Genomic DNA, 24,910 nt, shown 5'->3' on the forward strand with positions numbered 1-24,910 from the left:
GTGAGACTACGACACCTTCTCGGCGGCGGTCGCGAGCTGCGGCACGTACTGGTCCAGCATCCACGGGATGGACAGGACCGTGGGCGCGCTCGACGCCATGACGAACGACTCGCCCACGATCGGGGCGAAACGGCCCTCGGCGACCGCGGGCATCGCGGCGATGACCGGGTCGGCAACGAACGTGTCGACGTCGGCCTGCGTCGCGAAGTACATGATGAGGACGTCGGTCTCGATCTTGGAGACGTTCTCGTAGCTCAGCGGGTACCAGAACGTCCCGGACGACGGGTCGGCGTCGAGCTCCGCGACGCTCGGCGAGATCGTCATGCCGAGGTCCTCGACGACCTGCACGCGCGGGTCCCCGGCGCGGTAGACGTTGAGCTGGTCGGCCGTGTTGGCGGCCGCGTAGAAGAAGGACTTGTCCTTGATGACCGGGTAGGCGTCCGACTGCGCGGCGATGCCGGCGTCCGTCTCCTCGAGCAGGGCGTCGGCCTCCTCGGACAGGCCCAGGGCCTCGCCGACGATGTCGAGCTGGTCCTGCCACGAGAGCGACCACGGCTCGTCGGGGTACGCGACGACGGGTGCGATCTTGGAGAGCTTGTCGAACTCCTCCTGCGTGATGCCCGAGTAGGGGGCCAGGATGACGTCGGGCTTGGCGGCCACGACCTCCTCGAACGGCACCTCGCTCGTGTCGCCGCCCGAGAGGAGGGTCGGCGTCTCGGCGCCCATCTCGTCGAGCGTCGAGGCGACCCAGGGGAGCACGCCGTCGGCGTTGCCGCCGTACTTGTAGGCGGGCATCGCGACGGGCACGACGCCGAGCGCGAGGACGGCGTCCTGCGTCGACCAGCCCCACGTCACGACGCGCTCGGGCTTCTCCTCGATGACGGCCTCGCCGAGAGCGCTGTCGATCGTCACGGGGAAGGCGCCCTCGGACGCGGTGCTGTCGGTCGCGGGCGACGAGGCGTCGCCGGTGGACCCGCCGGAGCAGGCTCCCAGGGCGAACGCGGTGGCGACGGTCGCGGCGACCAGCGCTGCGGGCCGGAGCCGTCGAGAGACGGTGCGAGACATGATGCTCCTCGGTCGGTGCTGCACGGGGGTGGTGGTGCTAGAGGTAAGGCTAACCTCATGACCTGGGAACCCTCGACGAAGGGGGCCAGCGCGATCCAGTGGGATGGTTCACAACGTGCTGTCATCTCCCGGCCGGGGTGTGTCGCGGAACTGCCGTCCGGGGGTGGTCGGTTTGCTGGTGCTGAGCACGAGGTTGCGGTCGTTATGACCGGCTTGGTGACCGCAACCTCGTGCTCGACCGCACGGAACCTCGTGCTCGGCAGTTCGATCTCAGCCGCACGGTCGACCGACGCCCACCGCATGGTCGGCGGTGAAGGGCCGGAGGGTCGGCTCGTCGACCACCCGACCCCGACCCGCTCAGTTCCCCCGGTGGTCCTGGATCGAGAGCCTCGGACCGCGCCGCGGCGCGTGCCCCAGGCCCGACACCTCGAGCAGCCGCACGACCCGGTACCGGTGCGGCGCGTAGGGCGCGAGCAGCGCCAGCATCCCGGCGTCGTCGGTCCGTTCGCCGGTCAGCGCCCACCCGACGGCCTTGGCCAGGTGGAAGTCCCCGACCGACACCGCGTCCGCGTCCCCGAGCGCCCGCTGCGCCACCTCCGCGGCCGTCCACACCCCGACCCCGGGCACGAGCTGCAACCGCGCCTGCGCCGCGGCCGGGTCCATCACCGCGCACTCCTCGAGCCGCCGGGCGACCCGCGCGCACTCGACGACGGTCCGCGCCCGCCGCGGGTCGACGCCCGCGCGGTGCCAGTCCCACGTGGGAATCGTGGCCCAGGTCCGGGCGTCGGGCACCACGCGCATGCCGTCGGGCGCGGGCCCCGGCGCGGGCGTCCCGTAGCGAGCGAGCAACCAGCGCCACGCGTGGTGCGCGGTCACGACCTGCACCTTCTGCTCCAGGACGGCAGGCACCAGGGCCTCGAGCACCCGCCCGGTGCGGGGGACACGCAGCCCGGGGTGGCGGCGGTGCGCGTCGCGGAGGCGAGCGGGAGGGGCGAAGGAGGCTGCGTCGTCGGGCTCGCCGAGGAGCGACGGGAGCGACGCGGCGAGCTCGCCTGCCCCAGGCCCCCACGCCTGCCCGACGACGTCGCGCGCCCCCGCCTGCACCAGCCGGTAGGTCACGGGGCCGGTGGGGAAGAGGCTCGTGCGCCAGGTCCCGGCGTGCGGGCCGCCCGGCACGACGCGGAACGTGGGGTCGTAGGGGCCGCGCGCGAGCTTCGCGAGCGTCGACCGCAGGTCGAGCGGGCGCTCGGAGCGCAGTGCGAGGGGGACCGCGTCGGCAGCCCCAGGCCCTGCGAAGGCCGGGGCGGAGAGGGGGGACGCGGTCATCGCCCCAGTGTCGCACCGGAGCCTGGGCGTCCTGGGCGCTCGTGAACCGACCGGGCTCGGCGGGTGGGTCCAGAACGGGTTTGAGGTCGCCACCGACGCGGTGGCGACCTCAGACCCGTTCTCGGCAGCTCGCGAGGGTCAGTCGAAGAGCGTCGACTCGGTCCACGCCTCGGCGGCGGCGCGGCTCGCAGCGGTGGCCCCGACCTTGGCCGCGGGGCGAGCAGCCGCTGCCGGGCGCTTCGCCGCAGGCGCGGCCACGAGGTCGTCCGTCCCCGCGAGCGTCGCCCGCTCCTCGCCACGCCCCGCAGCCCAGTCCTGGGCCGCGAGCCCCGCGAGCTGGTCGGCCCGCTCGTTGAAGTGGTTGCCGACGTGCCCGCGCACCCACCGGAAACGCACCGGTCCGGGGCGGGCCGTGATCGCGGCCTCGATGCCCTGCACGAGCTCGAGGTTCTTCACGGGGCTGCCGCCGGCGGTCCGCCAGCCCTTGCGCTTCCATCCTTCGAGCCACTCCGACGCGCACTTGATGGCGTACTGGGAGTCGGACTCGATGAGGAGCGGCTCGGCGCTGGGGTGGGCGCGTACCGCTTCCAGCAGAGCCATGAGCTCCGCGATCTGGTTCGTCCCGGAGGCTGCGCCGCCGGAGTCGAAGGTTCCGTCGTGGTTGATCCACGCCCAACCGATCGCTCCACCCGGGTTGACCAGGCACGAGCCGTCGGTGCTGACAGTGATCACTTGTGCGTCCTCGCTCATCGGAGTCGGAAGTCCGTCGGGCCCATTGTCCCCGACTTTCCGAGGCCCGAGGACCGCGGCTCGCGCGCCCGCGGGTGATGTCGGAGCGAGCGTGACCCAGACCTCACGCTGGTTCTGACAGCCCCGGGCCGGTCCACGCACAGCGCCCCCGCTCCCCGCCGCGAACCGGGGGAGCGGGGGCGCCGCAGGATCAGGCCGTGGTCAGCTGACGCCGAGCAGGTCGATCACGAAGACGAGCGTCTTGCCGGACAGGCGGTGGCCACCACCGGCCGGACCGTAGGCGAGCTCCGGGGGGCAGACGAGCTTGCGGCGCCCGCCGACCTTCATCCCCGGGATGCCCTGCTGCCAGCCGGCGATGAGGCTGCGCAGCGGGAAGTTGATGGACTGGCCGCGGCTCCAGGACGAGTCGAACTCCTCGCCGGAGTCGTACTCGACGCCCAGGTAGTGGACGTTGACGGTCGAGCCGGGCTGCGCCTCGGCGCCGTCGCCGACGATCAGGTCGGTGACCTCGAGCTCGGTGGGGGCCGGGCCCTCGGGGGCATCGACCTCAGGACGGGTGCGTTCGGTGTTCTCGGACATGTTCCGATCCAACCACGCCGCACCGCCGCGCGGGCTGTCGGAACTCCCGAGAACCGCAGAACCGTGCGGAAAAGTTGGGGATCCCGAAACCCACGGGGGGCCTTTTCTTGCCATGATGAGCGCATGACTCCCCCCGCCACCCCGACCTCCGGCGTGCCCGCAGACGCTGGTGCGGACCGCCGTCGGACCCCTCAGGACATCCGCCGCTGGCGCCGCTACCTGGCCGACGAGCGCGCCGAGGCCGCGACGTACCGCGACCTCGCCTCGCGTCGCAGCGGCGAGGAGAAGGAGATCCTGCTGGCGCTCGCCGACGCCGAGAAGCGGCACGAGGACCACTGGCTCGCGCTGCTCGGCGACGACGTCGGCAAGCCGCTGCGCGGCGACTGGCGCACGCGGTCCCTCGGGCTGTTCGCGCGCCGGTTCGGCGGGGTGTTCGTGCTCGCGCTCGCGCAGCGGGCCGAGGCGCGGTCGTCGTACGAGACCGACGTCGACGCGACCGCCACGATGGCGGCCGACGAGCGCATCCACGAGGAGGTCGTGCGCGGCCTCGCGACGCGCGGGCGCATGCGCATGTCGGGGACGTTCCGGGCCGCGGTGTTCGGCGCGAACGACGGCCTGGTGTCCAACCTCGCGCTGATCCTCGGGATCGGGGCGTCGGGTGCGTCGAACGCGACCGTGCTGCTGTCGGGCCTCGCAGGCCTGCTCGCGGGTGCGCTGTCGATGGGCGCGGGCGAGTACGTCTCGGTCCGCTCGCAGCGCGAGCTGCTCGACGCGTCGACGCCTTCGCCGCTGGCGTCCGCGGCCCTGCCGCACCTCGACGTCGACGCCAACGAGCTCGCGCTCGTCTACCGGGCGCGTGGCCTCGCGCCCGACGAGGCCGAGAAGCACGCGGGCGAGGTCCTGTCGACGTACACGGCCGCGACCGTGATCGCGCCGGCGGTGGAGGGGGACGAGTTCGAGACGCACGGCTCTGCGATGGGCGCCGCGGTGTCCTCGTTCCTGTTCTTCGCGTCGGGCGCGCTCATCCCCGTGCTGCCCTACCTGTTCGGCCTCCAGGGCGGGGTCGCGGTGCTCGTCGGGAGCGGACTCGTGGGGCTCGCGCTGCTCGGGACGGGCGCCACGGTCGGGCTGCTGTCGGGTGCCTCGCCGATCAAGCGGGCGCTGCGCCAGCTCGCGATCGGCTTCGGCGCGGCAGCCGCGACGTACGCGCTGGGCCTGGTCTTCGGGGCGACGGTCGCGTAGTCGTTTCCGGGGCCCGACGGCGGAGCGCGCCCTGCTGGCGGCGGCTCGCCCGGGCGGTGCCGGCACGCGCGGTGCCGGGCGGGCGCGTGCGGCCGAGGCGATCTCCCGGAGGGTCGTGCTTCTGCGGAGCGGCAACGATTGTTGCCGCTCCGCAGAAGTGCACCTTCCTGGTGGCTGGTGGCCCGGGCCTCAGCGCTAGACGACCAGGCCCAGCAGCAGGATCACGACCAGCGCCACGACGGACAGCACGCACTCCATGACGGACCACGTCTTGAACGTCTGGCCCACGGTCATGCCGAAGTACTCCTTGATGAGCCAGAAGCCGGCGTCGTTGACGTGGGACAGGAACACCGATCCCGCGCCGATCGCGAGGACGAGCAGCGCGGCATGCGTGGGCTCGAGGCCCACGGCGAGCGGGGCCATGATCCCGGCGGCCGTGATGGTCGCGACCGTCGCGGACCCGGTCGCCACGCGGATGAGCGCCGCGACGAGCCAGCCCGCGAGGAGCGGCGAGAGGTTCGCGTCGGAGATGCCGCTCGCGATGACGTCGCCCACGCCCGAGTCGACGAGCGTCTGCTTGAACCCGCCGCCCGCACCCACGATGAGCAGGATGCCCGCGATCGGGGCGAAGGACTTGTCGACGAGCGTGCTGATCTCGTCGCGCGTGCGGCCCATCGCGCTGCCGAACGCGACGAGCGACACGAGCGAGGTGATGAGCAGCGCGACGAGCGGGGTCCCGATGAACTCGAGCCCCTTGCCGACGGGCGTGTCGAGGGTGCCGGTCGTCTCGACGACGGTCCGGGCCAGCATGAGGATCACGGGCAGCAGGACCACGGTGACGGCGACCGCGAAGCTCGGGCGCGGGGCGTCCTGGTCACGCTCGGACACACCCAGGACGGTCGTGGGAGGGGGCAGCTTGACCCACACGGCGAGCGGCTTGGCGAGCAGCGGCCCGGCGACGATCACGGTCGGGACCGCGACGAGGAGGCCGAGCCCGAGCGTCAGGCCGAGGTTGGCGCCGAGGGCATCGATCGCGAGCAGCGGGCCGGGGTGCGGGGGCACGAGGCCGTGCAGCGCCGAGAGGCCAGCGAGGGCCGGGATGCCGACGAGGATCGGGGAGACCTTGGACCGGCGGGCCACCATCATCACGACGGGGATGAGCAGGACGACGCCGACCTCGAAGAACAGCGGGATCCCGATCACGAACGCGATGAGCGCCATGGCCCACGGCAGACGTTGCACGGGCGTGCGCGCGAGGATCGTGTCGACGATCTGGTCGGCGCCGCCCGAGTCGATGAGCATCTTGCCGATGATCGCGCCGAGCGCGATGAGGACGCCGACCCCCGCGACGGTCGAGCCGAGCCCGGCCGAGAAGCTCACGAACGCGCTCACGAAGTCGATGCCCGCGACGATCGCGAGGACCGCCGAGCCGATCATGAGGGACAGGAACGGGTGGAGCTTGAGCCACACGATCAGGACGATGATCGTCGCGATGCCGACGACCGCCGCGAGGATCAGCTGGGCCGTCCCGGCGTCGGTCGTGGGGGTCTCGGTGGCTGCGCGCAGGGCGCCCGCGGCGAGCGGGTGCGAGGCGAGGGTGAGCATCATCGCTCCTCGGTGTCGGTGTCGGTGCGGGGGTCGCCCGCCAGGTGGCGGGGCGAGCGGGGGATCGTGGGGTGGGGCAGGGCGCTGGTCGCGAGGATCCGGTCGACGAGCTCCTCGGGCGGGGTGCCGACGTCGAGCGTGATCCCGTCCTCGTCGTCCGCGAGGGGTTCGAGCGTCGCGAGCTGGGACGGCAGGAGCGACGCCGGCATGAAGTGCCCGCTGCGGTGGGTCATGCGCTCCTCGAGGAGCTCGGGGCTCCCGGTGAGGTGCACGAACCGCACGCGGCCGTGGGCCGTGCGGAGCAGGTCGCGGTAGGTGCGCTTGAGCGCCGAGCAGGTCACGACGGCGGAGTCGCCCTCGGCGGCCTGCTGGTCGAGCCAGTCGCGCATCGCCCGGAGCCAGGGCCAGCGGTCCTCGTCGGTGAGCGGGGTGCCCGCGCTCATCTTGTCGATGTTGGCCTGCGGGTGGAACTCGTCGGCCTCGGCGTAGGGGCGGTGCGTGCGCTCGGCGATCAGGGTCGCGACCGTGGTCTTGCCCGATCCTGCGACGCCCATGATGACGAGGTGCACGGGTTCGGTCTCGCTCCCCGGTGTCGGGGCGGGGCTGACGTCTGTGTCCATGAGGGGTTCCTTGGCCTGTCGACTGCTGCGTCGTGCGCGGACCTCTGCGGCCGCTGTTCGAGCATGCATGATTGGTATCACCTTTGGCAAACAATGGTGTGACCAATGGTGGACGCCGTAGGCTCGACCCATGTCCGCGACGGTGCTCCACAGCTCGGTGACCGACGTCCTCGGTCAGCGCATCACCGCAGGTCACCTCCCCGCGGGCAGCACGCTGACCCTCGACGGGATCGGCACCGAGTTCGGCGTCTCCCGCACGGTGACCCGCGAGACCATGCGCCAGCTCGAAGCGCTCGGCCTCGTGCGCTCGGGCCGACGCATCGGCCTCGTCGTCCTCCCCGAGCAGGACTGGAACGTCTACGACGCCCGCATCATCCGCTGGCGCCTCGCCGGACCCGGCCGCGACGCCCAGCTCAGGTCGCTCACGGAGCTGCGCTGCGCCGTCGAACCCCTCGCCGCGGCCGGCGCCGCCCGGCACGCGACCCCCGAGGCCCGCACCGAGGCCGTCGAGCTCGCCGCGCGCATGCGCGAGCTCGGCGAGGCCGGGCGCCTCGAGGAGTTCCTCCAGCTCGACATCCGCCTGCACGCCCTGCTCCTGCGCTCGTGCGGCAACGAGATGTTCGCGGCGCTCACCGGGGTAGTCGGCGAGGTCCTCGCCGGGCGCACGCACCTGGGCCTCATGCCGCAGGCGCCCGTCGCCGAGGCGCTCGACGAGCACGAGGCCGTCGCCCGCGCCGTCGCGGCGGGAGACCCCGTCGAGGCCGAGCGCGCCATGGCGGCGCTCGTGGGCGAGGTCCGAGCGGCGCTCGCGGAGTGAGCCGGGCGACCGCGGGCCGTCGCGCGGACGGCCCGACGGCGTCGGGCACCGCGCGCGGAGGAACCACCTCCTGAGACGGTCGCCCCGGGAGACGGTTTTCTGGCCGGTGCGAGGTAGCCTCGTCGGTCGTGCCCCGCCTCGACGGCATCCTTGCCGACACGACCCCGCTCCGCGTCTCCCCGCCCTTCCGCCGGCTGTGGTGGGGGCTCGGGATCTCCAACCTCGGTTCCCAGCTCACGGTCGTCGCCGTGGGCCTGCAGGTCTACGCGCTCACGGGCTCGACGCTCGCGGTCGGCGTGCTCGGGATCTTCGCGCTCGTGCCCCTCGTGGTGCTCGGCCTGTACGGGGGCGCGCTCGTCGACGCGTACGACCGCCGCAAGGTCGCACTCCTCGCGTCGTGGGCGCTGTGGGTCGTCACCGGGCTGCTCGCGCTCCAGGCGTGGCTCGACGTCGGGTCGGTCGGGGTCCTGTACGGGCTCGTCGCGCTCCAGTCCGCGGCGTTCGCGATCAACAACCCCGCACGCTCGGCGATCATCCCGCGCCTGGTCGAGCCCCGGCTGCTGCCCGCCGCGAACGCCCTCCAGACGATCTCGTGGAGCATCGCGCTGACCGTCGGTCCGCTGCTCGGGGCGTTCCTCGTGGCGCTGTGGGGGTACGGGATCGCGTACACGATCGACGCGGTGCTGTTCGCGGCGGCGCTGTGGGCCGTGTGGCGGTTGCCGTCGATCCCGCCGGTCCTCACGAGCGACGTGTCGGAACCAGCGAGCACTCCGGGCCACGGTGGTCCTGACAACCCTGCGGGGGATGGGGCGGCGCCCCGCCGCAAGGTCGTCGGCATCAGCTCGGTGGTCGACGGCCTGCGCTACCTCGCGACCCGGCCCAACGTCCGCACGACCTTCCTGGTCGACCTCGCCGCGATGATCCTCGCGTTCCCACGCGTGCTGCTGCCCGCGGTCGGCGTCCTGTTCATCGGCGGCGGCGAGACCACGACGGGCGTCCTGAGCGCGGCCTTCGCGGTCGGTGCGGTGCTCGCCGGGGTGTTCTCCGGTGCCCTGTCGCGCGTGCGCTGGCAAGGGCTCGTCATCGCGTGGGCCATCACGGCGTGGGGCCTGTCGATCGCGGCGTTCGGCGCGGTGCTCCTCGTCGTCGGGCGGACTGAACCCTCGCAGGTGCTCGTCGGCGGGCTCGTCGCGGCGTGTGTCGCGCTCGCCCTCGCGGGGGCCTCCGACGCCGTGAGCGCGGTCTTCCGCCAGACGATCCTGCAGACCGCGACCCCCGACGACATGCGCGGCCGCCTCCAAGGCGTCTTCATCGTGGTCGTCGCGGGCGGCCCGCGCCTGGGCGAGGTCGTGCTCGGTGCGCAGGCGAGCTGGTTCGGGGAGGCGTGGGCCGCGGTCGCGGGAGGCCTGGCCTGCATCGTCGTGGTGTGGCTCATCCTGCGCGCGCAGCCGCGCTTCCTGCGGTACGACGCGCTGCACCCCGAGCCGTAGAGCGGGTCCGGTTCGCCTCTCTCGCCGGTGCGCCCGTGTCCCCGAGTCCCCATGTGCCCGACGACGTCGCGCCGGACGCGTGGGTCCGCTCACCGAGCGTGCAGCTCGGGCGGTCCCGCGCGCTGAGAGACAGCCCGTACTGCACTCTCGGCGTGATGGGGGCGACGTCGACCCTCCGACGCCGCACGTGACCTGCTGCGTGACCCTCACCACGGTCGCTCACCGCGCGACCACGCCCTCTCCTCACTATCGTCAAAGGACAACCTGACACGGAGGGGGTCGTCATGACCAGCAACGACGCGGGAGCGGCTGGGGACGCACAGGCCCAGGCCAGGGCCAAGCGGCTGAACAAGAAGGTCGTCGGGATCAGCCTGGCCGCCGCACTGGGTGGCTTCCTGTTCGGGTTCGACACGGCGGTGATCAACGGGGCCGTCGACTCGCTGTCCGAGACGTTCGAGCTCAACGCGGCGATCACCGGCTTCACGGTCTCGTCGGCGCTCATCGGGTGTGCGGTCGGTGCCTGGTTCGCGGGGCCGGTCGCGAACAAGATCGGCCGCATCAAGGTCATGCTCATCGCGTCGGCGCTGTTCCTGGTGTCGGCGTTCGGTTCCGGCCTGGCGTTCGCGGTCTGGGACCTCATCATCTGGCGCGTGGTCGGTGGCCTGGGTATCGGTGCCGCGTCGGTCATCGCGCCCGCGTACATCGCCGAGGTCTCCCCGGCGCGCATCCGCGGGCGGCTCGGCTCGCTGCAGCAGCTCGCGATCGTGACCGGCATCTTCGCCTCGCTCCTCACGGACGCCGCGCTGGCGGGGGCCGCGGGCGGCGCGTCGAACGTGCTGTGGCTGGGCCAGGAGGCGTGGCGCTGGATGTTCATGGCGGCCGCGGTCCCGGCGGTCGCGTACGGCCTGTTCGCGCTCCGCATCCCGGAGTCGCCGCGCTACCTGGTGGCGAAGGGCGAGACGAAGAAGGCAGCCGAGGTCCTGCGCGAGTTCACGGGGGTCCAGGACGTCGACCACAAGATCGCGGACATCGAGAACTCTCTCAAGTCGGACACGAAGGCGTCGATCAAGGACCTGCGGGGCAAGCGCCTGGGGCTCAAGCCGATCGTCTGGGTCGGCATCCTGCTCTCGGTCTTCCAGCAGTTCGTCGGCATCAACGTGATCTTCTACTACTCGACGACGCTGTGGCGGTCGGTCGGGTTCTCCGAGGACGACGCGCTCCTGACCTCTGTCATCACGTCGGTCACGAACATCGTCGTGACGATCGTGGCGATCCTCCTGATCGACCGGATCGGCCGCCGCATCCTGCTCCTCGCGGGGTCGACGGGCATGTTCGTCTCGCTCGGCATGATGGCCATCGCGTTCACGCAGGCCACGATGACCACGGCCTCCGACGGCACGTCCACGGCCTCGCTCGACGGCGCCTGGGCCACGGTCGCGCTCATCGCGGCCAACGCGTTCGTGGTGTTCTTCGGGGCGTCGTGGGGGCCGGTCGTCTGGGTGCTGCTGGGGGAGATGTTCCCCAACCGCATCCGCGCGAGCGCGCTCGCGGTCGCTGCCGCCGCGCAGTGGGTCGCGAACTTCGCGATCTCGACGACGTTCCCCGTGCTGGCCGACATCGGCCTGAGCTTCGCGTACGCGTTCTACGCGTTCTTCGCGCTGCTGTCGCTGTTCTTCGTCTTCTACAAGATCCCCGAGACGCGCGGCAAGGAGCTCGAGGACATGCGCGACGACTTCGTCATCAAGCGCGGGCACATCGTCGAGTCGGCCTGACGCGCCGTCTCGTCCCTGCCGAGAAGTGAGCAGATGCCCCTGATCCCCACGGTTCAGGGGCATCTGCTCACTTCTCGGCGGGACGGGGGGCGCGCGTTATGCGAGTCCTGTGTCGCGGGCGACGATCGCGGCCTGCATGCGGGTCGTGACCTGGAGCTTGGCGAGCACGCGCGACACGTGGGTCTTCGCGGTGGCCTCGCTGATGACGAGCGCGTCGGCGATGCCCTGGTTGGACAGCCCGCGGCCCAGGGCCGCGAGCACGTCGGTCTCGCGCGGGGTCAGGTCGGACAGCCGCGGGTCGCCCGGCGTCCCCGTGCCCGACGGCGCCGCTCCCCCCGGGAGGTGAGCGGCGCCGTCGGGCCTCGGGGCGGACGCGAACGCCGCGAGGAGGCGTCGCGTGACCTCCGGTGCGAGGACGCCGTCCCCGGCCGCGACGCGGCGGACCGCGTCGATGAGAGCGGCGGGCTCAGCGGTCTTGAGCAGGAATCCCGCGGCCCCCGCGCGCAGGGCCTCGTCGACGTACTCGTCGAGGTCGAACGTCGTGAGGACGAGGACCTCGGCGAGGCGCTCGGCGACGATCGTGCGCGTCGCCTCGATGCCGTCGACGCCGGGCATGCGCAGGTCCATGAGGACGACCTCGGGGCGCAGGGCGCGGGCGTTGGTGATCGCGGCGGCGCCGTCGGAGGCCTCGCCCACGACCTCGACGTCCGGCGCGGAGTCGAGCAGGAAGCGCAGCCCGGCGCGGATGGCGGCGTGGTCGTCGGCGAGCAGGACGCGGATCATGCAGGGGCTCCGGGGGAGTCGTGGCGGGCGGCGGAGGACGGGGGCGGGGGCGGGCCGCACAGCGGCAGCTCGGCCCGCACGGTCCACGAGCCGCCCGCGTCGGACGGGCCCGCCCGGAACGTGCCGCCGAGCGCCTCGGCGCGTTCGCGCATCGTGAGGAGACCGGTGCGGGCGCTCAGGCTCGGTGCCAGCGGCCCGGGGCGGGCGGTCAGCGTGCTCGTGACCTCGACCGCGAGGACCTGCTCGGGCGGCTCGGCCAGCCCGAGCAGAACCCGCACCCGGCAGCCCGGGGCATGCTTGGCGGCGTTCGTCAGCGCCTCCTGCACGATCCGGTGCGCAGCCTGGTCGAGAGCCGAGGGCAGGTGCACCGACCGGACGTCGCCGGGGTCCTCGACCTCGACCGTGAGGCCCTGGGCGCGCGCGGACGACAGCACGTCGTCGAGCCGGGCGAGGCGCGCGGGGGCCGCGACGGCCTCGCCCGCGAGCACAGTGCCGTGCGGTGCGTCACGGGTCGCGGGGTCGGCCGGACCGACCGTCGACGTGAGGCCGTCGCGCGTCAGGTCCGAGCGCAGCAGCAGGATCATGGCCCGCATCTCCTCGAGCGACGTGATGCTGCTCGACCGCACGAGCTCGAGCGCCGCCCGGTCCTTGACCGCGTCGGGAGGGGACGCGAGCGCGGCCCCCGAGTGGATCGCGATGGCCGACAGGTGCGACGCGATGACGTCGTGCAGGTCGCGCGCCATGGCCGCGCGCTCGGCCCGCACGGCCTCGTGCTGACCGAGCTCGGCGATCTGCTCCAGGTCGGCGGCGCGCTGTGCCTCGAGGTCGGCCCGCTCGGCGGACAGGACCGCGAGATCGGTCTTCTGCCGCACGTTCGCAGCCCACCACAGGGGCGTCGCGATGATCGCCGCCGCCTGGATGCCCCCGAGGGCGAAGCCCTGCACGTCCCGGAAGTACTCGCCAGTGGCCACCGCGGCCGCGACGGCGAGCACCGACACGACGACGTTGACGACCGTCCGCAGCCGCTTGCTCCCGTAGAGCCCGCACGCGAACAGCAGCTCCCACAGGACCAGGAGGATGCTGAGGCTGCCGCCGATCAGGAGGTCGGCGACGACCACGAGGGTGCCACCCACGAGGGCGAGCGCGGTGTGCCGGCGCTTGGCGAGCAGGATCAGGCAGCCGACCGCGAGGGGTACGACGTGCCACCACCGGTTGGCGGGCTGGACGAACGCCGACACGGACCAGACCGAGACCACCCCGACTGCGAGCAGCGCGACCCCGATGAGGAACGTGCCGACCGCCCCGTAGGGGTCACCGGCCGGACCGTCGTCACGGAACCCGGCGTCGATCCGGCGCACGACGCGCCGCACGCGCGAGGTGTGGCTCGGCGCCGCGGTGTCGGCGCGCGCGGTCGGGGCCTCGGCGTCGGCGGCCGCAGGCAGGGGGTCGGGCACGCCCCCATCTCAGCACAGCTACCCGGCCCGGGGATCGCCCGAACGATGTACGGCGCGGCGCCCGCCGGCCCGAGGATCACTCGTCCGCCCGACGACGCCGCCCCCCGTCCTGCACGAGCCTTGCGGCATGGAACTCCTGCCCCTCCTCGGCGCGCTCGTCGTCCTGGCGCTCGTCGACTCGACGAGCTTCGGGACGCTGCTCATCCCCGTCTGGCTGCTCATGACCCCGGGCCGGGTCCGCGTCGCGCGCCTGCTCGTCTACCTCGGCACGATCGTCGGGTTCTACCTCGTGGTCGGGGTCGTCATCGCGCTCGGCGCGGGGGCCTTGGCCGACGGGTTCGGCGAGCTCTTCGAGACGCGGCCCCCCCGGATCGTCGAGCTCCTCGTGGGAGTCACGCTCGTCGCGTACAGCTTCCGCCTCGACCGGCGGTCCAAGGGGGCGTCGAACGGTCAGGGCCGCGTGCTGCGGTGGCGGGCCCGCGCGATGGGGGCGTCGGACGAGACGGGAGCGGCGCCGTCGGGCAGCACGCCTCTGCCCGACGGCGTCGCGCGCCCTGCGCCCGACGCTCACTCGGGTGTGGCGACCGCACCGCGCACCGGTTCCGTGACGGCCCTCGTGGGGCTGGCGCTCGCGGCCGCGGCGATCGAGCTCGCGTCGATGCTGCCGTACCTCGCGGCGATCGGGATGATGACGCGCGCGGACCTGGGGTGGCCTGTGACGGCGGTCGTCCTGGCGGCGTACTGCGTCGTCATGGTGCTGCCCGCGCTGGTGCTCCTGGCGGGCCGGGTCCTCGCGGCCCGCCAGGTGGGGCCGCTGCTCGAGCGGCTCAACGCGTGGATGACGAGGAACGCGGCGTCGACCACGGCGTGGGTCGTGGGGATCGTCGGGTTCCTGCTCGCGCGGGACGCCGTGGTGTGGCTCGGCTGGATGGGGTAGACGTTTGCCGGAACGGCAACGGCGCTTGCGCGAGGGCCGAGCCAGGCCTCATGGTCGGGGAAGACGGCCGACCCCTGCGGCCCGCCCCGACCCGAGGAGCCCGCGTGGCACACGACCACCAGAACCACGAGCACGGCCACCAGCAGCACCACCACGACCAGGCGTTCTGGGACGAGCGCTACGGTTCCGCGGCGTCGGTGTGGAGCGGCAACCCGAACCCGCAGCTCGTGGCGCAGGCCGCCGACCTGACGCCGGGTCGTGCGCTCGACGTGGGGGCGGGCGAGGGGGCCGACTCGGTGTGGCTCGCACGCCAGGGGTGGGACGTCGTCGGGCTCGACATCTCCCCGGTCGCCCTCGGGAAGGCCGCGGCCCACGCGGTCGTCGCCGGCGTCGCCGACCGCATCGAGTGGCGCCAGGCGGACCTCGTCGAGTGGGAGCCGGGGGACGAGCGCTTCGACCTCGTGACGGCCCACTTCATGCACCTGCCGGCCGACCTGCGCCGCCAGGTCTTCCCGCGCCTCGCGCAGGCCGTGGCACCGGGTGGGCGGCTGCTCGTCGTCGGGCACCATCCCGAGGACCACGAGACGGTGCGCCGCGAGTTCGACGAGCACTTCTTCTACACGGGCGACGACCTCCTGGCCGAGCTCGACCTCGACGGCTGGACGGTCGAGACCGACGAGGCGCCCACACGCGAGATGCTCGACGCCGAGGGGCGTCCGGCCGCCATCCGCGACACGGTGCTGCGGGTGCGGCGCCCGTAGTCCCGGACCGGGCTACGCCTCGGGCGCGGTGCGGAGCGTGATCCCCTGCGGGCCCGCGTCGAGCGCGGTCACGTGGGCGCTCGAGCCGTCGGGGAGCAGCACGACGAGCCGGTCGCTGCCGTTCGCGCGGACGCGCGCGTACTGGAGCTGGGTGGTCAGGTCGTGGATGCCGAGGGGCCGGGCGTCGGCAGCGGCGGCCGGGTCCGGTGCGGTGGTGTCCTGCCGCCCGACGGCGTCGCTCGCCGCCGCGCCTGGGCGCGGGACGGGCGGGGGCGCCGTCGGGACGGTGCGGGACTCGTAGGACCGGAGCGTGCCGACGATCGCGTCGATGAGGTCGTCGACCTCGGTGACGTCGTAGCCCTCCCGCCACTTCGTGGCCGCGAACCGCACCTCCCCGGCCGTGGCCGAGGGGAGCAGCCCCGTGCCGGGGCGGCCGCCCGCCTCGTACGCCTTGAGCGTCGCGCTGACGTCGTCGAGGTAGATGTCGACCTGCTCGACGTCGTAGCCCTCGCGGAACTTCGTCGCGGTGAACGTCGTGTCCAGGACCTGCTGGGCGGTCAGCATGGGGGCTGCTCCGAGGGTGAGGTGGGGCGAGTCGCCCGCCGAGGTGGACCCCGAACGGGTCCCCTCGGCGGCGCGGCGGGCGTCAGGGACGGATCAGTTGGACGACGCGGGCGAACCGGCCGACCCGTTCGAGGCCGACTGGCCGCTCAGGTGACCGCCAGCGAGCCCGGCGATGAGCTGGTTGATGTCGACCCCGGTGAGCTGCTTGATGACCTGCTGGCCCTCGCCCAGCACCGACGCGACGTTCTTGGTGACCGCGCTCGCGCCGTCGGTCGAGATGACGGTCATGCCCTGGATCTTGCCGATGGGCTCGGCCGCGGCGCGGACGATCTCCGGGAGGCGCTCGATGAGCTCCTGGACCAGGGCCGCCTCGCCGTACTTCTTGAGCGCCTCGGCCTTGGCGTCCGTGGCGACGGCTTCTGCGCGACCCTCGGCCTCGACCGCGAACGCCCGTGCCTCACCCTCGGCCTTGATACCGACGGCCAGGGCGACCTGGCGGTCACGCTCGGCCTCACCGGCGCGACGGACGGCCTCGGCGGACGCCTCGGCGTCCTGGATCGCGGCGGTCTTGTTGGCCTCGGCGATCGTGGTGCGCTTGTAGGCGTCGGCCTCGGTCGCGGCGTTCGACGAGTCGCGCTGGGCGTTGGCGCGCTGGACCTCGGCGTAGGCGGCGGCCTCGGCGGGCTTGCGGATCTCGATGTCGAGGCGCTCCTGCGTCACGCGGGCCTGCTCGGCGAGGGCCTCGCGCTCCTCGACCGCGACCAGGCGCTCCTGCTCGGCCCGGGCGAGCTGACCTGCGGCCTCGGCCTCGGCGTTGGCCTTGTCGGTCTCGGCCTTGATGATCGCGCGCTTGAGGTCGAGGGCCTTCTGGCGCTCGGCGATCTGCTCGGCGGCGTCGATCGCGGCGAACTCCGACGCGCGCTGCGCCTCGGCCTCGGAGACCTCGGCGACCTGGCGGGCGCGAGCGGCCTCGGCGCGACCGAGGTTCGCGAGGTAGTCCGAGCCGGGCGTCGAGATGTCCGAGATGTTGAGCAGGTCGACCTGCAGGCCCTGCTCCGAGAGGTCCGTCTTGGTGGACTCGACGACGCGGTCCGAGAGGCCCTTGCGGTCGGAGATGATCTGCTCGATCGTCATGTCGCCCACGATCGAGCGCAGCGAGCCCTCGAGGGACTCCTTGATGATCTCGGTCAGCGTGCCCTGCTGGGACAGGAAGCGCTGGGCCGCACGGCGCACGCCCTCCTCGTCACCACGGACCTTGAAGTTGATCGAGGCCTTGATCGCGATCTTGATGCGGTTCTTGTCCACGCCCTCGACCGTGATGCCGATCTGGCGCTGCTCGAGCGAGATGGAGAAGCCCTGCTGGAGGATGGGCCACACGAACGTACGACCGCCCGTGACGACGCGCTGGCCCGTGCCGGCGGCCTCCTTGCGGCCCGCACCGCGCCCGACGATGATCAGGGCCTCGTTCGGGGGGACGCGGCGGATGCGCTTGGCGATGAAGGTGATGATCGCGAAGAACGCGATGACCAGGGCGATCGTGGCGATGATGCCGACGAGGTTGGGATCTTCGAGCATGTCGGTACGCGCCTGCGGCGCGACTCCTTTCGGTGGCGGGTCGTGCGAGCGGGTCGTGCGGTGGGAGAGGTCAGTCGTTGGGGAAGTACCGCCGGACGCGCACGCGCGTGCCGGACTGCTCGAGGACGACGACGCGAGCGCCCGAGGGGATCGGCTCGTCGGCCCAGGCGAGGCGTCGTTCGAGCTCGTGCGCGGCGTCGAGCGAGACCTCACCGGTCGCGGGCGAGATGTCGCTCGTCGCGGTGCCCTGGACGCCGACGAGCGAGACGGGGACCGCGTCGTCGGACGCGCGGAGCTTGGCCGTGAGCACGGCCACGAGGAGGATCGCGAGAGCCGCGAGGACCACGGAGCCCACGTACGCGAGGACGACCGGCAGGTCGTTCGAGACGACGATCGCCCCGGTCGCGCCGAACACGATCGCCCCGACGCCCAGCGAGGTCCCGGAGACGGCGCCGTCACCGAGCTCGATGAACTCCCCGAGGATCATCGAGATCAGGACGAGCGCGAGCCCGACGATGCCGACGACGACGAACGTGATCACCGCATACCCCCCAGGGTCGCTCACGTCGCGCCGCCGAGCTCTGGCCGCCCGAACACTTGACGTGATCGTGAACTTGCCCGAACTCTAGCGTGACTCAACCCTGCCCCAGGACGAGACGGGTAGTCCTCCCCGTCGGGAGCGCTCGTGCCAGGACCAGCGTGGCCTCGGGGTCACGCGGTCCTGACGCGGCGCTCAGGGGTCAGCGTGAGAGCTGGTCCAGCAGCACGTCGAGGTTCGCCGCGGCTGTGTCCCGATACCCCTGGACCCATTCGCCCTGGTAGTCGCGCGGGACGACCTCGGTCACGAGCACCGCGCTGATGTATGCCCGGTACAGCAGCAGGCGCACGTCACCGGCCCCGAGCGTGCTCGCCCCGGGGCGCACCCGCCCGACGGCGTCGCGCTCGAGGGGAGCGCCGTCGTCGGGCGGGATTTCACCCGGTGTGGGAGACGTGGACCACGGCTCCTCGACGGGAAGCAGGCCGCCCGCCGAGCGGTAGCCCTCGGCGATCGCGGGCGGCACGGGACCCAGGCCGAGCTGGTCGGCGCCCGCGAGCTCGTACAGCGGGTCGGCCCACAGGCAGCGCTCGGTGTCGATCACGCCGCTCAGCCGCAGCGGGGAGGGCCCGTCGGCGGGGTCCGCCGGGTCCGCCGTGGCGTCCGCCACGTCGAGGGGCCCGGCCGCGAGGAAGAGGTTGCCCGGCCACAGGTCGGCGTGGACGAGGCGCGGCACCGTGACCTCGGCGAGGGCGTCGTGGTGGCGCGCGACCACGGCCCGCAGAGCCTCGGCGGGGAGGTCCACCTCCCAGGTCTCGGCGTCCGCGAGGAGAGCGTCGACCATGAGACCGAACGCCTCGGGCCACGTCGGGGCGCTCATCCCGGACGCGGGGGCGGGGTAGCCGAACGCGTCACCCGTGACGGTGTGCAGGCGGGCCATGAACGCGCCGAGGTCGTGTCGCACACGCTCCGTCGCGGCGTCGTCGAGCGGTGGCAGGGCGTTCCACACGTCGCCGTCGAGGAACGTGACGACCAGGGCGTCGCCGTCGAGCGCGGTGCGGCTGAAGTCGCTGTGGACGACGCGCGGCATGAGGAGGTCGGGGCGGTCCGCGACGCGCCGGTAGACGTCCTCCTCGGTGCCGAGGATCCCGTGCTCGTAGCGCAGGAGGCGGGACGTGTCGGCACTCGTGATCTTCACGACGAGGCGCCGACCGTCCGTGAGGTCGACCCGGAACGTCGAGGCGAACAGACCGCCGTCCAGGGGAGCGGCGTCGGCGATCTCGCCGAGCGGGGACACGATGCGGGAGAGCTGGTCGTCGGTGACCGTCATCTTGGTGAGCACGCTGGCGATCGTATCGATTCGAGGCGCTCGGCGGAAGGGGCTGGGCACCGGGGCGAGCGACCCGGGGCCGGGGCCGGGGCCGCGGCCCGAACCGGGCCGGCCCTCGGGCCGGGGCTACGGCCGCGGCACGTTGCGCAGGTTCGCCCGGGCCATCGACACGACCTCGCCCATGCCGCCGCCCAGGACCTCCTTGCTCATCGCGACCGCGAAGCCGCGCACCTGCCCGGCCGTGATGGTCGGGGGCAGGGACAGCGCCCGCGGGTCGGTCACGACGTCGACCAGCGCGGGGCCGGGGCGCGAGAGGGCACCGCGCAGTGCGCCCCGTACGTCCTTGGCGCGCTCGACCCGCACCGACGGGATGCCGATCGCGTTCGCGACCGCGGCGTAGTCGACGTGCGGCGACTCGGTGCCGAACATGGGCAGCCCGTCGACGAGCATCTCGAGGCGCACCATGCCCAGGCTCGCGTTGTCGAACAGGACGATCTTCACGGGCAGCTCGTAGGCCTTGATGGTGATGAGCTCGCCCAGCAGCATCGACAGCCCGCCGTCGCCCGCCATGGCGACGACCTGGCGGTCGGGCTGCGCGGCCGCGACGCCGATCGCGTGCGGCACCGCGTTGGCCATGGACCCGTGCAGGAACGAACCGATGACGCGCCGCTTGCCGTTGGGGCTGATGTACCGGGCGGCCCACACGTTGCACATGCCCGTGTCCACGGTGAACACCGCGTCGTCGGAGGCCTCCTGGTCCAGGACGTCCGCGACGTACTCGGGGTGGATGGGCGAGTGCTTCTCGACGTCCTTGGTGTACGCCCCGACCACGCCCGTCATGGACTTCTCGTGCTTGGCGACCATGCCGTCGAGGAACGAGCGGTTCTTGGCCGTGTTCACGAGCGGCAGCAAGAGCCGTACGGTCTCGCCGACGTCGCCGACCACGGCGACGTCGAGCCGGGTCCGACGGCCCAGGTGCGTGGGGTCGACGTCGACCTGCGCGGTCCGCACGGAGTCCGGCAGGAACTGGTCGTACGGGAAGTCGGTGCCCAGCAGGACCAGGAGGTCGGCCTCCTGCATGGCGTCGTGCGCGGCACCGTAGCCGAGCAGGCCGCTCATCCCGACGTCGAACGGGTTGTCGTACTGGATCCACTCCTTGCCGCGCAGCGAGTGGCCGATGGGAGCCGCGATCTTGTCGGCAAGCGCGATCACGTCGTCGTGCGCCCCGCGGGTCCCCACGCCCGCGAAGATCGTGACCTTCTTGGCCTTGTTGATCGCGTCGGCCAGGGTCCGGAGCGCGTCGGGGTCCGGGACGATCCGGGGCTTCGCGGGGTGGACGGCGACGTCGATGACCTCGGCCGCCGCGTCGAGGTCCGCGACGTCACCCGGGATCGTCAGGACCGCGACGCCCGGGGATCCGTACGCGTGGTGGATCGCGGAGTTGATGACGCGCGGCGCCTGCGTGGCCGACGAGATCATCTCGGAGTACACCGAGCACTCGGTGAACAGCCGGTCGGGGTGCGTCTCCTGGAAGAAGCTCGTCCCGATCTGCGCGCTCGGGATGTGGCTCGCGATCGCGAGGACGGGCACCTTGGAACGGTTGGCGTCGTACAGACCGTTGATGAGGTGCAGGTTGCCGGGACCGCACGAGCCCGCGCACACCGCGAGCTTCCCGGTGACCTCCGCCTCGGCCGCGGCGGCGAACGCGGCGGCCTCCTCGTGGCGCACGTGCACCCACTCGATGCCCTTGCCCTTCCCCTTCTGGCTGCGCCGGACCGCGTCGACCACAGGGTTGAGGCTGTCGCCCACGATCCCGTAGATGCGTTCGACCCCCGCTTCGATGAGCTGCGCGACGAGCAGGTCGGCGACCGTCCTGTTGCGCTTGTCCTGGGGCCGGCCGAGTCCGAGAGCCATGAGGAAACCTCCGCACGAAAGGGTTGGGGACCTCTCCATCGTGCGCCGGAAGCGTGCGGGACGCAGCCGCAGGGGCCGTTCCCCTCGTCACGTCCGGGTGTCAGGTCCGCGTCACAGTGCGGGCGTGCCGAGCGTGCAGCTCGGGCGGTCCGCAGCGCCTCGGGACGGCCCGCACCGCACGCTCGACGTCGTGCGGGACAGGGGCGCGGGCTACGCCTCGTCGGGTGCGAGAGCCTCCGACGGGCCGGACGTGTCGGTCGTGTCAGGGCGCGGCGCCCCCCGGCGCAGGACCCGCAGCGACGCGAGGACCGCGACCACCGCGAGGCCCGCGGCGATCATGACGACCTGGAACCCCGCGTGCGCGCCGGCCGCGTCGATGCGCGAGCCCGCGATCGACGCCCCGAACGACACGCCCACGCCCAGCGACGTGCCGACCCACGCGAGCCCCTCGGTGAGCTGGTTGGGCGTCACGAGGTTCTGCACCAGGGCGTTGCCGTTGATGAGGGTCGGGGCGATCGTGAAGCCCGTGACGAACATGACGACGGCCAGCATGGGCAGCGACGTGACCACGAAGAACAGCGAGACGCCCAGGGCGAGCGCGACCATGCCGATCGCGAACCGCTTCCACAGCGGCGAGACCCAGTGGCGTGCGCCGTAGGCCAGGCCCGAGATGAGCGAGCCCATCGCGAAGACCGCCAGGATGAGGCCCGACGCCGACTTGGACCCCTGCTCCTCGGCGAACGCGATGGTCGAGACGTCGGTCGCGCCGAAGATGAAGCCCATCGCGACGAAGACCACGGCGAGCACGATCATGCCGGGCGACCGCATCGCCGAACCGTGCTTGACGCCCGGGACGACCGGGATCACGGGCGGTTCGGTGCGGCGCTGCGACAGGAACCACACGCCGCCCACGACGGCCGCGACCGCGGGGACGATGATGCCCGCGGAGTCGGTGACCTCGGTCGCGAGCAGCGTCGCGAGGACGGGGCCCACGACGAACACGAGCTCGTCGAGCGCCGACTCGAGGGAGTAGGCGGTGTGGAGCTGCCGTGGGTCCTTGACGGCGTGGCTCCAGCGCGCGCGGACCATCGAGCCGTACGAGCCGATGCTCGCGCCCGCGACGACGGCGCTCACGTAGAGCCAGATCTCGGGGGCCTGGTTGACCGCGGACAGGATCAGGCCCACGAGCCCGAGGGTGCTCACGACGAGCAGCGGGCGCATGACCTTGGCCTGGCCGACGCGGTCGACGTAGCGCGCGATCTGCGGCGAGGCGATGGCCTGCGCGATCACGTAGGCCGCGGACACGCGTCCGGCCAGGGCGTACGAGCCGTAGATGCCCTGGATCATCAGGACGATGCCGATGCCCACCATGGACATCGGGAGCCTCGCCACGACGGCGGCGGCCGAGAAGTTCAGCGCCCCCGGCTTGCTGAGGACGACACGGTAGGGGTTGCGGGAGTCGTCTGCCGCTGCGCGAGAGGGGTCTTGTACCACCGTCCCATTCTCCCATCTGTCGCCCCGGTCGACGGCGCCCGTCCGGCGCACGGCCCACCCTTCGCCGGTCGGACACCGGCACGTACCGAGTGTCACCGTTCCACCGGGCGCGCGCGAACTGATCCCCGACCGCATGATGAACGGGTGAGCGAGCAGACGCAGGAGATCGCGGTCGTCGACAACCCGGCCGAGGAGCGCTTCGAGGCACGCACCCCGGAGGGGGAGGTGGCGGGCTTCGCCGCGTACGTGCGCCAACCCGGCCAGGTCGTGTTCACCCACACCGAGGTCGACGACGCCTTCGCGGGGCACGGCGTCGGGTCGACGCTCGCGCGCGGGGCGCTCGACCAGGTGCGGGCCTCGGGGCAGAAGGTCGTGCCCCTGTGCCCGTTCATCCGGGCGTTCGTGCAGCTCCACGAGGAGTACCAGGACCTGGTCGCGCGCTGAGGGCACCTCGCCCACCCGTCCCGGCCGCACAGGCGAGGTGCCCGACGACGGCGCGCGCCGCCGTCGGGCCCCTCACCGGGGGCGTCAGCCGCCCAGCGCGTCCGAGACGACCTGCTTGGCCTCGTCCTGCACCTGCGCCAGGTGCTCGGCCGAGACGAACGACTCGGCGTAGATCTTGTACACGTTCTCCGTGCCCGAGGGGCGCGCCGCGAACCACGCGTTCTCCGTGGTGACCTTGAGGCCACCGATCGCCGCACCGTTGCCCGGCGCCGTCGTGAGCTTCGCGGTGATCTCCTCGCCCGCGAGCGTCGTCGACGTGACCTGCTCCGGGCTGAGCTTCGCGAGCGCCGACTTCTCCTCGAGCGAGGCCGGGGCGTCGACGCGGGCGTACCAGGACTCGCCGTACTGCTCGACGAGCCGGGCGTGGTGCTGCGACGGGGTCTTCCCCGTGGTCGCGAGGATCTCTGAGGCGAGCAGCGCGAGGAGCAGACCGTCCTTGTCCGTGGTCCACACCCCGCCGTTCGTGCGCAGGAACGACGCGCCCGCGGACTCCTCGCCGCCGAACCCGACCGAGCCGTCGAGCAGGCCCGGGACGAACCACTTGAAGCCCACCGGCACCTCCTCGACGCGGCGACCCAGCCCACCGCCCACCCGGTCGATGAGCGACGAGGAGACGAGCGTCTTGCCGATCGCCGCGTCCTGGCGCCACCCCGGGCGGGCCCCGCCGTACAGGTAGTCGATCGCGACCGCGAGGTAGTGGTTGGGGTTCATGAGGCCCGCGTCCGGGGTCACGATCCCGTGGCGGTCCGAGTCGGCGTCGTTGCCCGTCGCGACGTCGAACGTCGAGGTCGCGTCCGGGTCCGTCATCTTCTGCACGAGCGAGGCCATGGCGTACGGCGACGAGCAGTCCATGCGGATCTTGCCGTCCCAGTCGAGAGTCATGAACGCCCAGCGCGGGTCCACCTGCGGGTTCACGACCGTCAGGTCCAGCCCGTAGCGCTCACCGATCTCGCCCCAGTACTCGACCGACGCCCCACCGAGGGGGTCGGCGCCGATCGAGACGCCCGCGCCGCGGATCGCGTCGAGGTCCAGGACCGAGGCCAGGTCGTCGACGTACGCCGTCAGGAAGTCGTGCCGGTGCGTGGTGTCCGCGGTCAGGGCGCGCTCGAGCGGGACGCGCCGGACCTGCCCGACGCCCGAGCGCAGGATCTCGTTCGCGCGGTCCGCGATCCAGCCCGTCGCCTCCGAGTCCGCCGGGCCGCCGTGCGGCGGGTTGTACTTGAAGCCGCCGTCGCGCGGCGGGTTGTGCGACGGCGTCACGACGATGCCGTCCGCGAGCTCCGGGCCGCTCGTGCGGACACCCTCCTCGGTGGCGGCACCGTTGTGCAGCAGGATCGACTGGGACACCGCCGGGGTCGGCGTGTACGAGTCGCGCGCGTCGATGTACGTCTGGACGCCTGCCGCCGCGAGCACCTCGAGCGCGGTCTGCCAGGCGGGCAGCGACAGGGCGTGCGTGTCGCGGCCGATGAACAGCGGGCCGTCGGTGCCCTGCGAACGGCGGTACTCCACGATGGCCGCGGTGATCGCGACGATGTGCGCCTCGTTGAACGCGTGGTCCAGGCTTGACCCGCGGTGGCCCGACGTCCCGAACACCACCTTCTGCGCGGGATCGTCGACGTCGGGGGTCAGGTCGTAGTAGGCGCCGACCACGGCGTCCACGTCGATGAGGTCCTGGGGCTGGGCGGGCGTACCGGCGCGTGGGTCCATGGACCGATCCTGCCACTGGTGGGGGTGTCGGTGCCGGGCGGGCAGACGTCCGGTGGACCCGGCCCGTGAACTCCGCCCGACGACGT

At 72.7% G+C, this 24,910-nt stretch carries 22 protein-coding genes; 7 read left to right on the plus strand and 15 right to left on the minus strand.

Annotated elements, in window-relative coordinates; translation table 11 throughout:
* Positions 1–6 precede the first annotated feature (6 nt).
* From ACZDYF_RS09590 to ACZDYF_RS09605, 4 genes are all read right to left on the minus strand, one after another.
* Positions 7–1,065 (minus strand): iron-siderophore ABC transporter substrate-binding protein, encoded by a 1,059-nt coding sequence (locus ACZDYF_RS09590; protein ID WP_475055909.1) that lies wholly within the window; start codon positions 1,063–1,065, stop codon positions 7–9.
* A gap of 357 nt (positions 1,066–1,422) precedes the next feature.
* Entirely contained in the window at positions 1,423–2,391 is a 969-nt protein-coding gene (locus ACZDYF_RS09595; protein ID WP_475055911.1) for a DNA-3-methyladenine glycosylase family protein, read from the minus strand.
* A gap of 138 nt (positions 2,392–2,529) precedes the next feature.
* Positions 2,530–3,123, minus strand: a complete 594-nt coding sequence (locus ACZDYF_RS09600; RefSeq protein ID WP_204807094.1) for a ribonuclease H family protein — start codon at positions 3,121–3,123, stop codon at positions 2,530–2,532.
* A gap of 219 nt (positions 3,124–3,342) precedes the next feature.
* Positions 3,343–3,720 carry an FKBP-type peptidyl-prolyl cis-trans isomerase gene (locus ACZDYF_RS09605; protein ID WP_030151190.1) on the minus strand — a complete coding sequence of 126 codons (378 nt, stop codon included), beginning with the start codon at positions 3,718–3,720 and terminating at the stop codon, positions 3,343–3,345.
* A gap of 123 nt (positions 3,721–3,843) precedes the next feature.
* Between ACZDYF_RS09605 and ACZDYF_RS09610 the strand changes: the two genes are divergently transcribed.
* Positions 3,844–4,962 (plus strand): VIT1/CCC1 transporter family protein, encoded by a 1,119-nt coding sequence (locus ACZDYF_RS09610; RefSeq protein WP_475055914.1) that lies wholly within the window; start codon positions 3,844–3,846, stop codon positions 4,960–4,962.
* Between the two features lie 195 nt (positions 4,963–5,157).
* On the opposite strand, the gene ACZDYF_RS09615 is transcribed toward ACZDYF_RS09610, so the two are convergent.
* Positions 5,158–6,570, minus strand: a complete 1,413-nt coding sequence (locus tag ACZDYF_RS09615; RefSeq protein WP_364074687.1) for a GntT/GntP/DsdX family permease — start codon at positions 6,568–6,570, stop codon at positions 5,158–5,160.
* Complete coding sequence (locus ACZDYF_RS09620; RefSeq protein ID WP_475055918.1) at positions 6,567–7,187, minus strand: gluconokinase; 621 nt, start codon at positions 7,185–7,187, stop codon at positions 6,567–6,569. The genes ACZDYF_RS09615 and ACZDYF_RS09620 overlap by 4 nt, the downstream gene beginning before the upstream one ends.
* Before the next feature lie 130 nt (positions 7,188–7,317).
* Between ACZDYF_RS09620 and ACZDYF_RS09625 the strand changes: the two genes are divergently transcribed.
* From ACZDYF_RS09625 to ACZDYF_RS09635, 3 genes are all read left to right on the plus strand, one after another.
* Positions 7,318–8,004, plus strand: a complete 687-nt coding sequence (locus ACZDYF_RS09625; RefSeq protein WP_475055921.1) for a FadR/GntR family transcriptional regulator — start codon at positions 7,318–7,320, stop codon at positions 8,002–8,004.
* Positions 8,005–8,132: 128 nt separating this feature from the next.
* Entirely contained in the window at positions 8,133–9,494 is a 1,362-nt protein-coding gene (locus ACZDYF_RS09630; protein ID WP_475055923.1) for an MFS transporter, read from the plus strand.
* A 284-nt stretch (positions 9,495–9,778) separates the two neighbouring features.
* On the plus strand, positions 9,779–11,266 hold the full coding sequence (locus ACZDYF_RS09635; RefSeq protein WP_475055927.1) for a sugar porter family MFS transporter: 1,488 nt from the start codon (positions 9,779–9,781) through the stop codon (positions 11,264–11,266).
* A gap of 96 nt (positions 11,267–11,362) precedes the next feature.
* On the opposite strand, the gene ACZDYF_RS09640 is transcribed toward ACZDYF_RS09635, so the two are convergent.
* Positions 11,363–12,049 (minus strand): response regulator, encoded by a 687-nt coding sequence (locus ACZDYF_RS09640; protein WP_475055929.1) that lies wholly within the window; start codon positions 12,047–12,049, stop codon positions 11,363–11,365.
* Complete coding sequence (locus ACZDYF_RS09645) at positions 12,046–13,503, minus strand: sensor histidine kinase (protein WP_475055931.1); 1,458 nt, start codon at positions 13,501–13,503, stop codon at positions 12,046–12,048. The genes ACZDYF_RS09640 and ACZDYF_RS09645 overlap by 4 nt, the downstream gene beginning before the upstream one ends.
* A 127-nt stretch (positions 13,504–13,630) precedes the next feature.
* Between ACZDYF_RS09645 and ACZDYF_RS09650 the strand changes: the two genes are divergently transcribed.
* Positions 13,631–14,440 (plus strand): GAP family protein, encoded by an 810-nt coding sequence (locus ACZDYF_RS09650; RefSeq protein ID WP_475055932.1) that lies wholly within the window; start codon positions 13,631–13,633, stop codon positions 14,438–14,440.
* A gap of 104 nt (positions 14,441–14,544) precedes the next feature.
* Entirely contained in the window at positions 14,545–15,201 is a 657-nt protein-coding gene (locus ACZDYF_RS09655; protein WP_475055933.1) for a class I SAM-dependent methyltransferase, read from the plus strand.
* A gap of 12 nt (positions 15,202–15,213) precedes the next feature.
* Here ACZDYF_RS09655 and ACZDYF_RS09660 read toward each other — a convergent pair whose 3' ends face one another.
* The 6 genes from ACZDYF_RS09660 to ACZDYF_RS09685 all read right to left on the minus strand — a co-directional run bounded on the left by ACZDYF_RS09660 (position 15,214) and on the right by ACZDYF_RS09685 (position 22,613).
* A complete protein-coding gene (locus tag ACZDYF_RS09660; protein WP_475055934.1) occupies positions 15,214–15,765 on the minus strand; it encodes a DivIVA domain-containing protein in 552 nt (183 codons plus the stop codon).
* 93 nt (positions 15,766–15,858) lie between these two features.
* Positions 15,859–17,340, minus strand: a complete 1,482-nt coding sequence (locus ACZDYF_RS09665; protein WP_191789868.1) for a flotillin family protein — start codon at positions 17,338–17,340, stop codon at positions 15,859–15,861.
* Between the two features lie 70 nt (positions 17,341–17,410).
* On the minus strand, positions 17,411–17,905 hold the full coding sequence (locus ACZDYF_RS09670) for an NfeD family protein (protein ID WP_475055937.1): 495 nt from the start codon (positions 17,903–17,905) through the stop codon (positions 17,411–17,413).
* A 175-nt stretch (positions 17,906–18,080) separates the two neighbouring features.
* Entirely contained in the window at positions 18,081–19,217 is a 1,137-nt protein-coding gene (locus ACZDYF_RS09675) for a phosphotransferase family protein (RefSeq protein ID WP_475055941.1), read from the minus strand.
* Positions 19,218–19,331: 114 nt separating this feature from the next.
* Positions 19,332–21,119 (minus strand): pyruvate dehydrogenase, encoded by a 1,788-nt coding sequence (locus ACZDYF_RS09680; RefSeq protein WP_475055945.1) that lies wholly within the window; start codon positions 21,117–21,119, stop codon positions 19,332–19,334.
* A 210-nt stretch (positions 21,120–21,329) separates the two neighbouring features.
* Positions 21,330–22,613, minus strand: a complete 1,284-nt coding sequence (locus ACZDYF_RS09685) for an MFS transporter (protein WP_475055948.1) — start codon at positions 22,611–22,613, stop codon at positions 21,330–21,332.
* Positions 22,614–22,757: 144 nt separating this feature from the next.
* On the opposite strand from ACZDYF_RS09685, the gene ACZDYF_RS09690 reads away from it, so the two are divergent.
* Complete coding sequence (locus ACZDYF_RS09690) at positions 22,758–23,057, plus strand: GNAT family N-acetyltransferase (RefSeq protein WP_191789864.1); 300 nt, start codon at positions 22,758–22,760, stop codon at positions 23,055–23,057.
* An 84-nt stretch (positions 23,058–23,141) separates the two neighbouring features.
* Here ACZDYF_RS09690 and pgm read toward each other — a convergent pair whose 3' ends face one another.
* Positions 23,142–24,824, minus strand: coding sequence for a phosphoglucomutase (alpha-D-glucose-1,6-bisphosphate-dependent) (pgm, locus tag ACZDYF_RS09695; RefSeq protein ID WP_475055951.1), 1,683 nt, complete (start codon positions 24,822–24,824; stop codon positions 23,142–23,144).
* Positions 24,825–24,910: the final 86 nt, after the last annotated feature.

This window comes from Oerskovia sp. PE-21s (genome assembly GCF_056158145.1).

Excerpts from the sequence above, each read along its gene's own strand:
- ACZDYF_RS09590 (WP_475055909.1), bottom strand. The coding sequence starts at position 1,065 with ATGTCTCGCACCGTCTCTCGACGGCTCCGGCCCGCAGCGCTGGTCGCC.
- ACZDYF_RS09595 (WP_475055911.1), bottom strand. The coding sequence starts at position 2,391 with ATGACCGCGTCCCCCCTCTCCGCCCCGGCCTTCGCAGGGCCTGGGGCT.
- ACZDYF_RS09605 (WP_030151190.1), bottom strand. The coding sequence starts at position 3,720 with ATGTCCGAGAACACCGAACGCACCCGTCCTGAGGTCGATGCCCCCGAG.
- ACZDYF_RS09610 (WP_475055914.1), top strand. The coding sequence starts at position 3,844 with ATGACTCCCCCCGCCACCCCGACCTCCGGCGTGCCCGCAGACGCTGGT.
- ACZDYF_RS09615 (WP_364074687.1), bottom strand. The coding sequence starts at position 6,570 with ATGATGCTCACCCTCGCCTCGCACCCGCTCGCCGCGGGCGCCCTGCGC.
- ACZDYF_RS09620 (WP_475055918.1), bottom strand. The coding sequence starts at position 7,187 with ATGGACACAGACGTCAGCCCCGCCCCGACACCGGGGAGCGAGACCGAA.
- ACZDYF_RS09625 (WP_475055921.1), top strand. The coding sequence starts at position 7,318 with ATGTCCGCGACGGTGCTCCACAGCTCGGTGACCGACGTCCTCGGTCAG.
- ACZDYF_RS09635 (WP_475055927.1), top strand. The coding sequence starts at position 9,779 with ATGACCAGCAACGACGCGGGAGCGGCTGGGGACGCACAGGCCCAGGCC.
- ACZDYF_RS09640 (WP_475055929.1), bottom strand. The coding sequence starts at position 12,049 with ATGATCCGCGTCCTGCTCGCCGACGACCACGCCGCCATCCGCGCCGGG.
- ACZDYF_RS09650 (WP_475055932.1), top strand. The coding sequence starts at position 13,631 with ATGGAACTCCTGCCCCTCCTCGGCGCGCTCGTCGTCCTGGCGCTCGTC.
- ACZDYF_RS09660 (WP_475055934.1), bottom strand. The coding sequence starts at position 15,765 with ATGCTGACCGCCCAGCAGGTCCTGGACACGACGTTCACCGCGACGAAG.
- ACZDYF_RS09665 (WP_191789868.1), bottom strand. The coding sequence starts at position 17,340 with ATGCTCGAAGATCCCAACCTCGTCGGCATCATCGCCACGATCGCCCTG.
- ACZDYF_RS09680 (WP_475055945.1), bottom strand. The coding sequence starts at position 21,119 with ATGGCTCTCGGACTCGGCCGGCCCCAGGACAAGCGCAACAGGACGGTC.
- pgm (WP_475055951.1), bottom strand. The coding sequence starts at position 24,824 with ATGGACCCACGCGCCGGTACGCCCGCCCAGCCCCAGGACCTCATCGAC.